This window comes from Azospirillum brasilense (assembly GCF_003349955.1).
Lineage (GTDB): Bacteria > Pseudomonadota > Alphaproteobacteria > Azospirillales > Azospirillaceae > Azospirillum > Azospirillum brasilense_B.
In genome coordinates, this window is record NZ_QLKQ01000031.1 from 39974 (window position 1) to 53635 (window position 13662).

General features: G+C 67.6%; 15 protein-coding genes. 6 read left to right on the forward strand and 9 right to left on the reverse strand.

Annotation, left to right across the window (positions count from 1 at the left end; translation table 11 throughout):
• Window positions 1-185 precede the first annotated feature (185 nt).
• Window positions 186-314, forward strand: a complete 129-nt coding sequence (locus DXK32_RS33495) for a hypothetical protein (protein WP_257722158.1) — start codon at window positions 186-188, stop codon at window positions 312-314.
• A 131-nt stretch (window positions 315-445) separates the two neighbouring features.
• Here DXK32_RS33495 and DXK32_RS15340 read toward each other — a convergent pair whose 3' ends face one another.
• A complete protein-coding gene (locus DXK32_RS15340; protein ID WP_114859300.1) occupies window positions 446-661 on the reverse strand; it encodes a hypothetical protein in 216 nt (71 codons plus the stop codon).
• Between the two features lie 763 nt (window positions 662-1424).
• On the opposite strand from DXK32_RS15340, the gene DXK32_RS15345 reads away from it, so the two are divergent.
• Window positions 1425-2825 (forward strand): Nramp family divalent metal transporter, encoded by a 1401-nt coding sequence (locus DXK32_RS15345; RefSeq protein WP_114859301.1) that lies wholly within the window; start codon window positions 1425-1427, stop codon window positions 2823-2825.
• 156 nt (window positions 2826-2981) lie between these two features.
• Window positions 2982-4208, forward strand: a complete 1227-nt coding sequence (gene nhaA, locus DXK32_RS15350; RefSeq protein ID WP_114859302.1) for a Na+/H+ antiporter NhaA — start codon at window positions 2982-2984, stop codon at window positions 4206-4208.
• A 75-nt stretch (window positions 4209-4283) separates the two neighbouring features.
• Here nhaA and DXK32_RS15355 read toward each other — a convergent pair whose 3' ends face one another.
• Window positions 4284-5489: a pyridoxal phosphate-dependent aminotransferase gene (locus DXK32_RS15355; protein ID WP_114859303.1), complete on the reverse strand. Its 1206-nt coding sequence runs from the start codon at window positions 5487-5489 to the stop codon at window positions 4284-4286.
• Between the two features lie 264 nt (window positions 5490-5753).
• On the opposite strand from DXK32_RS15355, the gene DXK32_RS15360 reads away from it, so the two are divergent.
• Window positions 5754-6182, forward strand: a complete 429-nt coding sequence (locus DXK32_RS15360; RefSeq protein WP_038529411.1) for a c-type cytochrome — start codon at window positions 5754-5756, stop codon at window positions 6180-6182.
• Between the two features lie 63 nt (window positions 6183-6245).
• Here DXK32_RS15360 and DXK32_RS15365 read toward each other — a convergent pair whose 3' ends face one another.
• Complete coding sequence (locus tag DXK32_RS15365) at window positions 6246-6953, reverse strand: cytochrome b/b6 domain-containing protein (protein ID WP_114859304.1); 708 nt, start codon at window positions 6951-6953, stop codon at window positions 6246-6248.
• A gap of 209 nt (window positions 6954-7162) precedes the next feature.
• Between DXK32_RS15365 and DXK32_RS15370 the strand changes: the two genes are divergently transcribed.
• Together DXK32_RS15370 and DXK32_RS15375 are read left to right on the forward strand one after the other, a co-directional pair.
• Complete coding sequence (locus tag DXK32_RS15370) at window positions 7163-7402, forward strand: DUF4170 domain-containing protein (protein ID WP_035675610.1); 240 nt, start codon at window positions 7163-7165, stop codon at window positions 7400-7402.
• Between the two features lie 62 nt (window positions 7403-7464).
• Window positions 7465-7980: a metallophosphoesterase family protein gene (locus tag DXK32_RS15375; RefSeq protein WP_114859305.1), complete on the forward strand. Its 516-nt coding sequence runs from the start codon at window positions 7465-7467 to the stop codon at window positions 7978-7980.
• A gap of 162 nt (window positions 7981-8142) precedes the next feature.
• On the opposite strand, the gene DXK32_RS15380 is transcribed toward DXK32_RS15375, so the two are convergent.
• The 6 genes from DXK32_RS15380 to DXK32_RS15405 all read right to left on the reverse strand — a co-directional run bounded on the left by DXK32_RS15380 (window position 8143) and on the right by DXK32_RS15405 (window position 13661).
• On the reverse strand, window positions 8143-8856 hold the full coding sequence (locus tag DXK32_RS15380) for an ABC transporter ATP-binding protein (protein WP_114859306.1): 714 nt from the start codon (window positions 8854-8856) through the stop codon (window positions 8143-8145).
• Window positions 8840-9619, reverse strand: a complete 780-nt coding sequence (locus tag DXK32_RS15385; RefSeq protein ID WP_114859307.1) for an ABC transporter ATP-binding protein — start codon at window positions 9617-9619, stop codon at window positions 8840-8842. Before DXK32_RS15385 ends, DXK32_RS15380 begins: the two co-directional genes overlap by 17 nt.
• Window positions 9619-10635, reverse strand: coding sequence for a branched-chain amino acid ABC transporter permease (locus DXK32_RS15390; protein ID WP_114859308.1), 1017 nt, complete (start codon window positions 10633-10635; stop codon window positions 9619-9621). Before DXK32_RS15390 ends, DXK32_RS15385 begins: the two co-directional genes overlap by 1 nt.
• Before the next feature lie 4 nt (window positions 10636-10639).
• Window positions 10640-11518, reverse strand: coding sequence for a branched-chain amino acid ABC transporter permease (locus DXK32_RS15395; protein WP_162801187.1), 879 nt, complete (start codon window positions 11516-11518; stop codon window positions 10640-10642).
• A 66-nt stretch (window positions 11519-11584) separates the two neighbouring features.
• Window positions 11585-12772, reverse strand: coding sequence for an ABC transporter substrate-binding protein (locus DXK32_RS15400; protein ID WP_162801188.1), 1188 nt, complete (start codon window positions 12770-12772; stop codon window positions 11585-11587).
• A gap of 106 nt (window positions 12773-12878) precedes the next feature.
• Window positions 12879-13661 carry a short-chain dehydrogenase/reductase gene (locus DXK32_RS15405; protein ID WP_114859311.1) on the reverse strand — a complete coding sequence of 261 codons (783 nt, stop codon included), beginning with the start codon at window positions 13659-13661 and terminating at the stop codon, window positions 12879-12881.
• Window position 13662: the final 1 nt, after the last annotated feature.

Here is a 13662-nt window from a genome sequence, read left to right on the forward strand (position 1 = left end):
ACGGCGCTCGTCTGAACCCAAGACCGGAGAAAGAAAATCAGCCCAACAATAAATCAGCACGCCAAACAATAAGTAAGTCTTTCATAACCCGCCATGTGATGAGGACAAGAGAGCGATGCATCGATTGCGCTTCTGGTATTTGGTATACCAGGATACAGTGTCTTCATCGAACGACGGAGATGATCATGACCTACGCGACTGTGACCCATCTGCATGCCAACCAGAACGGCACGAAGGGTTCGACTTTCCTGCAGGCCTTCAAGTCCTTCATGGAAGCCTGGTGCGAGAAGTCCCGTCTGTACGGCGTCCTGTGAGCATGCCTCGCCGGCAGCCGGACGACACCGGACGACGAAAGGGCCGCGATCCAGTCGCGGCCCTTTCTGATTCCAGCGCCATGTGAATCCAAGCTTTTTCTATCGTTCGACGCCGTCACACCGATACGGCGTCAATCCGACGTGTCCGTCGCGATCCACAGATGACGGCGGGTTCCGCGCGGCGGCCGGTTCATGTTGGCCGGACGCCCCCAGGGCCGCACGGGAGCGACAAAGGCGCCCGGGTCCCGGTGGCTTCCCCACACCGCGGTCAGCATGGACGCGATGCCGGTCGCGGCGAAGGTGGCGAGGCACAGCGCCACGGCGAGTGAGATCGGTTCCAGAACCATGGAAGCTCCCGCACAAACTGGTCGCGCGCCGGCGTCGGGCAGCGCAATCCTCTGAGGCGACGCCCCGACAACAGATTGGCCGGCGCGCGTTGCACGACTTCCCGCTCGCCTTGCCCTTCAGCATAGGTGCTTTCAGTTCCTCAGGACCCCCGCTTTTTTCACAGAGCGGCAAACCACACACATCGGTGCGGTTTCTTCGCGCCGAGCGGCGCGGCTTTAAAATTCGTGCAGGCTGTGGATTAAAAACCTAGCTGATGCGTCTCCCGCGCCTCCGTCGCCGCGGAGATCCGTGGAAGCGACGATCAGTTTTCATCCCTGAAGATATCAAAAAATCCTCGCCTTCATAATACTGAGACGAGAAAAGGCTGCCCCTGACTCAACAGGGACAGCCTTTGGGGAGGCGACGCAGCGTGCGGCCCAAGATCGCTGAGTCAAGCCGCATATGGATGCGTCCATTGCCCTGCGCAACCGACCAACTTGATCATGAATTCATTTTCATAACTCAGGAATCGATCATATCCAATATGGGTAGTGGCGGTTTTAGTCCCCGATTTTTGCATTTTTCCTGAGGCTGAAAAACGCCCCGCCTTCCCAGATTTTTTTTCCTACGTTCCGCTGATATTTGGCATACCAAACTATGGCGTGCAGGAAACCAGCCCCTGCAGCAAAGCACGGATCGGAAAAGGAGCCGGACGGAACCGGGCCGAAAATGTCGCGAACGGCCCGACGCCAATCGACAGGCCAATCCTAGGGAGGAACGGGAATGAGCGTCAGCTCGACGAACAGCGCGGCCATCGACGCCGATGGCCCATACGGCGCCGCCGCGGACGGCAGCGCCAAGAAGGTCATCCGGTTGGAAGCCCCCGGCACCGGCTTCATGGACACCTGGAAGGCCATGGGCCCCGGCATCGCCGCGGCGATGACCGGCATCGGCGCCAGCCACATCATGCACGCGCCGACCGCCGGCGCGCTCTACGGCTACGATCTGCTGTGGGTGATCCTGGCCGCCTACATCATCAAATACTGCGCCTTCGAGTTCGCCCACCGCTACACGATGGTGAAGGGCGAATCCATCATCAACGCCTACCACCGCGTCGGCACCTGGCCGCTGTGGTTCATGATCTTCCAGGGCTTCGCCAACACCGTGGGCATCGCCGGCCGCGCGCTCGGCTGCGCGGCGCTGATGTGGGCGGCCTTCCCCTTCATGTCGATGCAGCTCTGGGCGGTGGCCATCCTGCTGCTGACCGTCGGCATCCTGTGGATGGGCAGCTACAAGGCGGTCGAAGGCATCTGCAAGATCCTCATCATCGTCTTCGCCGTGTCCTGCTTCGTGGCCTTCGCGCTCCAGGCCCCGCCGCCGGGCGAGTATCTGTCGCGTCTGCTGCCGACCTTGCCGCCGATCGGGTCGATGATGCTGTTCGGCGCCATGTTCGGCTATTTCCCGACCACGCTGGAAGTCGCGCCCATGCAGTCGAACTGGGCCGTCGACAAGAAGGCCGGCATGGTGAAGGTCAACGAGATGCGGGCCCAGGGGCACACCGTGCACATGGACCCCAACTACATGAAGAACAGCCTGATCCTGTTCAAGCGCGACATGAACATCAGCTATATCATCTCGATGCTGTCGGGCATGATCTTCCTGATCGTCGGCGCTGTGGTGCTGCACCCGCAGGGTCTGGTGCCCAAGGGTTCGGAAATGGGCGTGACCATCGCCAGCATCTACACCGACACCTTCGGCGCGTGGATCTTCCCGGTCATCATCGCCGGCGGCGTGGCCGCTCTGTTCTCCACCGTCTTCACCTACTTCGACGGTCAGGCCCGCCTGTTCGAGGAGTGCGTGGTCCGTCTGAAGCGCGACTGGGACACCGCGGCGATCCGCAAGCTGCTCTACCGCGGCATGCAGGTGGTGTGGCTGGTGGCCGGCATCGCGGTGGTCTACGGCCTGCCCGAGCCGATCTTCGTGGTCCAGCTCGCCTCGGTCATGGCGCTGGTCTTCTCGCCGGTCCTGTTCTGGCTGACCATCAAGGCGGTCAAGGACAACTTCACCAGCGATTTCGAGCGCGATCTGCTGCCGAGCAAGGTCCAGTTCGCCTGGGCCTGGGGCGGAACGATCAGCCTGGTCGGCTTGACGCTCTACGTCCTCATCACGAAGTTCTTCATGTGATGACGCGCGGCTGAAAATGATGCGCGACGGATAAGAAACTTGCGTTGGCGTCATGGCGAAGCCGCCATGACGCCACATTCTTTTCACAAACTGTTCCCTCACGAACTTTCCGACAATCCCGCTCCTCCGACCAAACCAGAAAAGGAAACAAGCGCCATGGATGCTCACAGGCAACCCGCCGGCCGGCGCCCGGCAGCCTTCATCCGGGAGTTCATGAGCAACGAGGCGTCGGGCGGCATCCTGCTGATGGTCGCCGCGGCGCTGGCTCTGGTGGTGGCGAACTCCCCCCTCTCCGCCGCCTATTTCGACACGCTCCACACCTACATCCTCGGGCTCAGCATCGGCCATTGGATCAACGACGGGCTGATGGCGATCTTCTTCCTGCTGGTCGGGCTGGAGATCAAGCGGGAGATGCTGGACGGCCAGCTCTCCACATGGTCGTGCCGCATCCTGCCGGGCGTCGCCGCGGCGGGCGGCATGCTGGTGCCTGCGCTGGTCTATCTGGCCTTCAACGCCGGCAACCCGGCCACGGTCAACGGCTGGGCCATCCCGGCGGCGACCGACATCGCCTTCGCGCTCGGCGTGCTGTCGCTGCTCGGGCCGCGCGTTCCGGTCTCGCTCAAGATCTTCCTGACGGCCCTGGCGATCATCGACGATCTGGGCGCGGTCATCATCATCGCCCTGTTCTACACCGCCGACCTGTCCCTGCCCGCGCTCGGCGTGGCGGCGCTGATCCTGGCGGCGCTGATCGGGCTGAACCGGTTCGGCGTGCGCAGCCTCCTGCCCTATCTGATCCTGGGCGCGGGGCTGTGGGGCGCGGTCCTGCTCTCCGGCGTGCACGCGACGCTGGCCGGCGTGACCCTGGCCCTGACCATCCCGCTGCGCCCCAACTCCGGCGAAGCGGCGGACCCGCACGCGCCGCTGCTGCGGCTGGAGCACGGCATCCACCCCTGGGTGGCCTTCCTGATCGTCCCGGTCTTCGGCTTCGCCAACGCGGGCGTGTCCTTCGCCGGCATGAGCCCCTCGATCCTCACCGGTTCGCTGCCGCTGGGCATCGCGCTCGGCCTGTTCCTCGGCAAGATGGTCGGCGTGTTCGGCACCGCCTGGCTGACCATCCGGCTCGGCTTCGCGAACATGCCGGCCGGCGCCAACACCGCGCAGCTCTATGGCGTCGCCCTGCTGTGCGGCATCGGCTTCACCATGAGCCTGTTCATCGGCGCGCTGGCCTTCCCGACCTCGCCGGAGCTGGGCGACGCGGTGAAGGTGGGCGTCTTCGCCGGCTCGATCCTGTCGGCGACGGCGGGCGCCGTGGTCCTGCGGCTGGTGTCGGGAAAGGACGCCGCGCCGGCCCTGCAGGCCGCGGGCGTCGACCGCGGCGCGTAAAGCAAAAGCGCACAAACGAAAAGAGGGGGCCTTCCGGCCCCCTCTTCCTTTTTCACCGGTCGCAAATGCCGGGGATCAGTCCTTCAGATTGCCGCAAGCGCGCTGGATGCGCTTGCAGGCCTCTTCCAGGGCCTCGGTGCTGGTCGCGTAGGAGATGCGGAAATGCGGGGCGAGGCCGAAGGCCGAACCCTGGACGACCGCCACACCTTCCGACTCCAGCAGGTAGGTGACGAAATCCTCGTCGGTCTCGATCACCTTGCCGTCCGGCGTCGTCTTGCCGATGGTGCCGGCGCAGGACGGGTAGACGTAGAAGGCGCCTTCCGGCTTCGGGCAGGAGATGCCCTTGGCCTGGTTCAGCATCGACACCACCAGATCGCGGCGCTGGGCGAACACCGCCGCGCGCTCCTTGATGAAGTCCTGCGGGCCGTTCAGCGCCTCGACGGCGGCGGCCTGGGCGATCGAGGTCGGGTTGGAGGTCGACTGGCTCTGGATCACGCCCATCGCCTTGATCAGCGCCTTCGGGCCGCCGGCGTAGCCGATGCGCCAGCCGGTCATGGCGTAGGACTTCGACACGCCGTTGACGGTCAGCGTGCGGTCGTACAGAGCCGGCTCGACCTGGGCCGGGGTCACGAACTCGATGCCGTCGTAGAGCAGGTGCTCATACATGTCGTCGGTCATCACCCAGACCTGCGGGTGCTTCACCAGCACGTCGGTCAGGGCCTTCATCTCGTCGCGCGTGTAGGCGGCGCCCGACGGGTTGGACGGGGAGTTCAGGATCAGCCACTTGGTCTTCGGCGTGATCGCCTTCTCCAGGTCGGCGGGCTGCAGCTTGAAGCCCTGCTCGGCCGGGCAGGAGACGAAGACCGGCGTGCCTTCCGCCAGCTCCACCATGTCCGGGTAGGACACCCAGTAGGGGGCCGGGATGATGACCTCGTCGCCGGGGTTCAGCGTCGCCATCAGGGCGTTGTACAGCACCTGCTTGCCGCCGACGCCGACCGTGATCTGGTCGGGCGCGTAGGTCAGGCCGTTCTCGCGCTCGAACTTGGCGGAGATCGCCTTCTTCAGCGCGGGCGTGCCGTCCACGGCGGTGTACTTGGTGTCGCCGGCCTGGATGGCCTTGATGGCGGCGTCCTTGATGTTGTCGGGGGTGTCGAAGTCCGGCTCGCCGGCGCCGAGGCCGATGACGTCGCGACCGGCCGCCGCAAGCTCGCGGGCTTTCTGGGTGACGGCGATGGTCGGCGAGGGCTTGATGCGCGACAGACGGGACGCGATGATCGACATGGCGTACTGGCCCCTATGACGAAGGTGGCGGAAGGTTGGGGTGAGAACTTGGTATGACCGCGCGAACGCGACGCGGGACCTTACTTCCGCCTTATTGCTCTTGCAAGCCGATCACTCCCCGAGCGGGGCGGTTTCCCGGCAGACGGACGCATCGTACGGCGCAAAGGCCGGATGCTGCACCGCACAGGCCCGGCTTGACAGCCCGCGCCGCGGACGGGGTATCTTACCTCTTTCTAATCAATATCCATCATCCGGAGGATCTGCATGCTCACCCGCGTCACGCTGGCCGCCACGGCCGCCCTGCTCCTCGTCGGCGGCACGGCGATGGCCCAGGATTCGATCAAGGCGCGCAAGGATGGTTTCCAGACCAGCAAGAACGCGATGGCCGAGATCAAGGACCTGCTGGGGAGCGACAAGGTCGCCCAGGTCGGCCCGGCCGCCCAGCGCATGAGCGCCTTCGCCGCCCAGATCCCCACCCTGTTCCCGGCGGGCAGCGACAAGGGCGACACCAAGGCCAAGGCCGACATCTGGGCGAACAACGCCGACTTCACCGCCAAGGCCCAGGCCTACGAGGCGGCCGCCAAGGGGCTGGAAGCCGCCGCGGCGTCCGGCGACAAGGCCGCCACCGCCAAGCAGTTCGCCGCCGTGGGCGGCGCCTGCAAGGCCTGCCACGAGCGCTACCGCGCCGACTGATCCGGCCGGTCCGCAAACAGGTCCTTCCCCGCCGCTTGCGGGGAAGGACCCTTGCGGCGCCCCTCAGCCCGCCTGCACCACCGCCGCCACCAGCCCGGCCGCCGCGGCCAGCACCGCCAGGGCCAGCGCCGCCGGACGGCGCTTCGGCGACTCGACCGGCGCGTCCGTCGGGATCGCCTTCCGCCCCGTGACCATCGGGCGGATCAGATTGTCCCGCTTCACCACCAGATAGGCCAGAACGGCCAGCACATGCACGCCGATCAGGATCAGGATCCCGTCGGCCAGGATGCGGTGCAGCGTACTGAAGCCGGCCACCACGCCCCCCGACGCCTGCGCCACCAGCGGCCCGTCCACCAGGATGTCGTCGGTGGTGAAGAGGCCCGCCACCGCCTGGAGCGCCAGCGCCCCCAGCAGCGCCAGCACCATCAGCCCGCCCATCGGGTTGTGCCCGACGACCGGCTCCGGCTCGTTGCCGCCGCGCCCGGCGCGGAGCATCCCGCAGGCGTAGGCGAGAACGGCCCGCGGCCCCTTCACGAAATGGCTGAAGCGCGCGGTCTGGCTGCCGATCAGCCCCCAGACGAGCCGGAACAGCAGGAGCGCCAGGATCGCCTCCCCCGCCAGCATGTGGATGGTCATGCGGTCGGTCTTGGCCGAGACCACCGCGACCGTCACCAGAAGGACCAAGCTCCAATGAAACAGGCGTGTCGGCAAGTCCCAGACCGTCACCTCGCGCCGGGCCTTCGTCCGATTTGTGGTATTACCAACAACCATGAATCACCCCTCGCTTCTTCTGTTCTTTCTTAGACTATGCCTCAAGGCGGTGCTTTTTGCCCGTATTTCCGAAAAAAAGCGACCATCGGGCGGTGCCGCGACGCCACACCACTGTCATTGCACTTGAAGAAGCGGTGGCACGGCGGATATGAGTTTCATCAAATCCAGCCCAACCCAGTCCCACCCAGTCCCACAAGGATGCCCGCGCCATGCCCGACAAGCAGCTTCTCCACCTCGTCTTCGGCGGTGAACTCGTCCGCCCCGATTCCGACCAGTTCGTCGACCCGACGAAGGTCCACATCGTGGGCATCTTCCCGAACTACGACGAGGCCTACAAGGCGTGGCGCGGCGCCACCGGGATGACCATCGACGACGCCCACACCCGCTATTTCATCGTGCACCTGCACCGGCTGCTCGATCCGTCGGCGGACGGGCACAAGCACGATTGACGGACGGCGGCACAGGGCGGCGCGGGGAACCTTCCGCGCCGCCGCCGCGTTGAGGACCCCCGATGGCGGTCTTCTTCACCAGCGACACGCATTTCGGCCATGCCGGCGCGATCAGCCGCTTCCGCCGCCCCTTCGCCTCGGTCGCGGACATGGACGAGGCCATGGTGGCCAACTGGAACGCCACGGTCGGCCCGGACGACGCGGTGTGGCACCTCGGCGACTTCGCCCTGCACCGCAAGCCGGATGACATGGCGGCGCTTCTGGAAGGCCTGCGCGGCACCAAGCACCTGATCACCGGCAACAATGACGGACCGGCCACCCTGTCCCTGCCCGGCTGGGCGAGCGTGCAGCCCTACGCGGAACTTGTGCTGGACGAGCGGCGGCTGGTGCTGTGCCATTACGCCTTCCGCACCTGGAACGGCATGTACAAGGGCGCTTTGAACCTGCACGGTCACAGCCACGGCCAGTTGAAGGGCATGCCCCGGCAATTCGACGTCGGTGTGGACGTGTGGGGTTTCCGCCCGGTCACCGTCGAGACGATCCTTGCCTCCCGGCAACCGGCGAAGAAGCGGGACTGACTCTCATCGGCCAGGGCCGGTACGGCGCGGTCCCGACCCGTTGGACACGCCCGCACATGCTCCCGCCACCGCTCCTTGGCCCGATATGGCCCGGACTTCCACGACCTTGCTTCCTGCGTACCTGGCACCAACGAGGCCGTCAGCCCTGGTCAGCCTTGCGGCTCAATGGCGACCGCCACCGAGATAGCTGCTCAGCACCTCCGGGTCGTCGGCGACCTTCGAGCCGTGGGTCTGGAAGGCTATGGCGCCGTTGGCGAGCACGTAGGTGGTGCCGGCGACCGCCGCCGGGACACCGATGTTCTGCTCGATGAGGAAGATGGTCATGCCCTCCTCGTTGAGCCGCCGGATCACCTCGATCATTTCCTGGACCAGCCGCGGGGACAGGCCGTGCGAGGGTTCGTCCATCAGCAGGATGCGCGGCCGCGCCATCAGCGCGCGCCCGATCGCCACCATCTGCTGCTCGCCGCCGCTCAGGGTTCCCGCCGGCACGCCGCGCCGCTCGCGCAGGCGGGGGAAGAAGTCGTAGACGCGTTCCAGGTCGGCGGCGATGCCGGCCTTGTCGTGGCGCGCCGCGGCGCCGAGGGCGAGGTTGTCGGCCACCGACATGCTCGGCCAGACGAAGCGGCCCTGCGGCACCTGGATCACGCCCTTGGTGACGATGTCGTGCGGGTGAAGGCCGGCGATCGGCCGCTCGTCGAACTCCACCGCGCCGCCGCGCGGCTTGACCAGGCCGCTCAGCGTCTTCAGCAGTGTCGTCTTGCCGGCGCCGTTGCCGCCGAGCAGCGCGACGACCTCGCCGCGCGGGACCGAGAAGGAGACGTCGCGCAGGACCTCGCTGAGGCCGTACCAGACGCTAAGGTTACGCACGGTCAGCATCGGAGCTCTTTCCAAGATAGGCTTCCTTGACGAACGGATCGGCGAGGATGACGTCCGGCGTGCCGTCGGCGATCTTCCGGCCCGAGTTCAGAACGGTGATGCGGTCGCACACGCCCATCACCAGGCGGATGACATGCTCCACCATGATGATGGTGATGCCGCGCTTGTCGCGGATGCGGCGCAGCAGTTCGTCCAGCTCGGCGACGCGCGGCGGGCTGAGGCCGACCGCCGGCTCGTCCAGCAGCAGCACCTTGGGCTCGGCGACCAGCGAGCGGGCGATCTCCACCAGCCGTTGCTGGCCGAACGACAGCGACGCGCCGTCGCGCTCGGCGAAGGACAGCATCCCGACGAAGGCCAGCGCCTCGCGCGCCCGCTCGCGGGCCCGCCGCTCCTCGCGCAGCACGCCGGGCAGACCGACGGCGGCGGCCAGAACCGACGTGCGCAGTCCCTGGTGCATCCCCGCCATGACGTTCTCCAGCACCGTCATCCCCTTGAAAAGGAGTGACGTCTGGAAGGTGCGCCCGACGCCGCGGGCGGCCACCTCGCTGGCCTTGAGGCGGGTGAGCGGTTGGCCGTCCAGGCGGATTTCGCCCTCGGTCGGACGCACCAGCCCGGAGATCACGTTGAGCAGGGTCGTCTTGCCGGCGCCGTTCGGGCCGATGATGCCGCGGATCTCGCCGGCCGGCACCGCGATGTCCACGTCGCTGAGCGCGGCGAGGCCGCCGAACGACAGCGACAGGCGTTCGATGCTGAGGTCGGCCATCACTCGTCCCCCCCTCGGCTGTGCGGTTCCGTCCACCCCGGCAGCCAGCGCCGCAGCGCCTGGACGAGGCCGCCCGGAGCGAACAGCAGCATGCCCAGCAGCAGCAGGCCGAGGCCGATCTCCTGCAGGTCCTGCATGCCGCGCAGCCCCTCCTGCAGGACGATCAGCAGCACGGCGGCGATCGCCGACCCGGCGATCGAACCCAGGCCGCCGACGACGACCATGCAGAATTGCAGGACGATCTGGAACAGGTTGAAGGATTCCGGCACCACCACGTTCAGCAGGCCGGCGAACAGGCCGCCCGCCACCCCGGCGTAGACGGCGGTCAGCGTGTAGGCGACGATCTTGGTGCGGGTGATGTCCACGGCGATGGACTCCGCCGCCACCTCGCTCTCGCGCAGGGCCACCAGGGCGCGGCCGACGCGCGAGCGCATGATGCCATACGCCGCGGCCACCAGCAGGACGGCGAGGACGAGGCTCAGATAGTAGATGCCCGTGGTGGTGCGCAGGCCGAGCGCCGTGAAGTCGACCGGCGCCATGACGAAGCCCGCCGTGCCGTGGGTCACCGAGTCCCAGTGCACGAAGGTCCACAGGGCGAACTGCGCGAAGGCGACGGTGGCGAGCGCCAGATAGAGCCCGCGCAGGCGCAGCGCCGGCAGCGCGACCGCCAGCCCGATGGCCACGGTGATGGCGGTGCCGACCGGCAGGGCCAGCCAGAACGGCAGGCCGGCGTCGAGGCGCAGCAGGCCGGTGGCGTAGGCGCCGACGCCGAACAGGGCGCCGTTGGCGAAGGAAAGCTGCCCGGCGAGACCGAGCAGGATGTTCAGGCCGACCGCCAGTATCACGTAGATGAGCGCCAGGTTGCCGACATAGACCTGATAGGGGTTGGCCATCAGCGGCAGCACGGCGAACAGCAGGACGCCGACGGCGAGCGCCGGGCGCCGGCCGACCAGCCAGCCGAGGTTGCGGCGCTTGATGGCGCGGGGCGCCGAGGGCTCGTTGGACAGGGTGACCATCGCTTCACACCTCCCGTCGGGCGCGCGCGCCCAGCAGGCCGGTCGGCCGGAACACCAGCACGGCCAGGATGATGATGAAGGCCGAGACGTCCTGGATGCTGCTGGCGATGTAGGTGCCGGCGAGCGCTTCGAGGATGCCGACCAGGAGCCCGCCGATGACCGCGCCGGTCATGCTGCCCAGCCCGCCGAGGATGGTGGCGGCGAACGCCTTCAGCAGCAGGCTGAGCCCGATGTCCGGGGTGAGCAGGGTGAGCGGCGCCACGAAGACCGCGGCCACCCCGGCGAGCGCCGCCCCGACGCCCCAGGTCAGCATGTAGACGCGCTCGACCCGGATGCCGACGAGGTAGGCGGCGTGCGCGTTCTCGGCGGTGGCCTGCATCATCTTGCCGGCCCGCGTCCGGGTGAAGAACAGCGTCAGCAGCAGCATGCACACCACCACGCTGGCGACGACCACGAGCTGTTGCGGGAACACGGCCACGCCACCGATGAGGACCGGCGCCGGGCTGACCAGCGGCGGAAAGGGCACCACCTCGCCCTGGCCGCCCCAGAAATGGCGGCCGATGCCCTTCAGCACGAAGGACAGCCCGACCGTCGCCATGACCATGGCGATCGGCGGCGCCTTGATCAGCGGCTGGTAGACGACGCGGTCGGTGAGCACGCCCAGCACGAACGAGCCGGCCACCGCGCCCAGCAGCGCCACGATGTAGGGCAACCCCCACATCACATGCAGGGTGAAGGCGAGGAAACCGCCGATCATGAACAGCTCGCCGTGCGAGAAGTTGATGTGGCCGGTGGTCCGGTAGCAGAGCACGAGGCCGACCGCGACGAGCGCGTAGAGCGCGCCGCTGGTGATCCCCGAGGACAAGGCGTAGGCGAGCAGCACCGCCGGGCTCCTTTCTCTGGAGGGCTGCGCCGGTCCCCTCGGGAAGCCGGCGCAGGGGATGCGGAATCAGCGGGTCGGCCTGGTGACGCCGATGCCGGTGACGCGGCCGTCCTGGAAGGCGAAGATGCCCAGCGCCTTGTGGCACTGATGGTCGGTGGGCTTGCACTCCAGCGGTCCGGCGTAGGTGTCGGTCTTCACCGTCAGGTTCGACATGATCTGGAGGATCTTCTCCCGCGTCGGCTCGGGGCCGGCCTGCTTGAGCGCCTCGACCGCGAACTGCCCGGCCGAGATGCCGTACATGTGCAGGACGTTGAAGCGGTCGCCGAACCGCTTTTCGACGATGCCCTTCCACTTCGCCACCTGCGGGTCGTCGACGCCGTAGCCGGCGGCGGTGACGGCGCGGAGATTCTTCACGGAATCGGGCGAGCCGACGCCCTTGGCCAGCACGTCGATCTCGCCGAGCGGCGAGCCGCCGACCATCAGCGGCTGTAGCCCCACCTTGTAGGCGTCGCGCAGGAACGGCACCGCCGCCTTGGGAAACAGCAGCAGAAGCACGGCGTCCGGCTTGGTGGCCTGGATCTGCAGGACGGTGGGCGTGGTGTCGGTCGGCTCGACGGCGATCTCCTGGATGGAGACCGGCTCGATGCCCTTGGCCTTGAAGGCCTGCTTCATCGGTTCGAGGCGCGCCTTGCCCCAGGCGTCCGGCTGCCAGACCACGGCGATCCGCGTCTTGCCCTGGTCGAGGGCGAGCTGGAGCTGGCCGTAGACCTCCATCCAGGCGGCCGACATGGTGGTGAAGACGTACGGATTGACCGGCTCGGTCAGGGAGTCGGCGGTGGAGGCGACGATCACCCAGGGGATCTTCGCCTCGATGACCTCGGGCTTCTGCGCGATGGCGGCGTTGGAGCAGCCGCCGCCGACGATCATGAAGGGCTTCTCCTCGTGGATCAGCTTCTTGACCGCGCCGACGCCCCGGCTGGGCAGGCACTCGTCGTCCTGCTTGGCGTAGACGATCTTGCGGCCGTGGACGCCGCCGGCGGCGTTGACCTCCTCGAACACCGCCTGCACCCCGTTGAGCTGCGGGATGATGAGCCCGGCGGAGGGGCCGGTGAGCCCGCCCATGCCGCCGATGACGATGGTGTCGGCGGTGACGCCGGTCTCGGCCAAGGCGGCCGGCGCCGCCATCAGCGACAGGGCTGCGACCGACGCCAGTCCGGTCATCCTGGCCAAGCCGGTCATCGTGAGCGTGCGCATGTGCCTTCCTCCCATTTTCGTCGGCCCTTTTCGTTGGCCCTTTTCGGGCGCTGCCCCTGTGTGCGGTCCCTGTGTGCGGCCCTGCCGCGCCGTCGTCCGCTTCCGTTCAGGCGCTTCGGTTGCTGGCCCCCCCGTCCACCGTCACGATGGTGCCGCTGACGTAGCCGGCCCGCGGCGAGGCCAGGAACGTCACCACGTCCGCCACCTCGCGCGGGCTGCCCATCCGTCCGAACGGCAGGCCGAGGGCGCGCTCCACCTCCGGCCAGCGCTCGGCGTCGCCGTGCCTCTGCGCGCTGAAGGTCCGCATCATCGTCACGGCGCGGTCGGTGGCGGTCATGCCGGGGTTGACGCCGACCACCCGCAGCCCGGCGTCCGGCGCCCGCGCGCCGAGCGCGCGGGTGAAGGCCATCAGGGCGGCGTTGCCGGTGGTGCCGGCGATGTAGGCGGGGTTGGGCCGTTCGCCGGCGGTGCCGATGACGTTGACGATGACGCCGCGGCCGCGCTCGCTCATGGCGGCGTGGAACAGCCGGCACAGCGCGATGTAGCCGAACACCTTCAGCTCCCAGGCGTCGCGCCACACCGCCTCGGCGATCTCGCCGATCTCACCGCCCGGAATGGCGCCGGCGTTGTTGACCAGGATGTCGGCGCCGGCCCAGTCCGCCGCCAGGGCCTGCCGGGCCCGCTCGTCGGCCATGTCCATGGGCACCGCCGCCGCCGCGACGCCGAAGCGCGCGGACAGCGTCGCCGCCAGCTCCTCCAGCTCCGCGGACCCACGGGCCACCAGCGTGAGGTCGCAGCCTTCCCCGGCAAGGGATTCGGCGACGGCGCGCCCGATGCCCTTGCTGGCCCCGGTGACCACCGCGCGCTTGCCTTTCAGGTCGAGATCCATG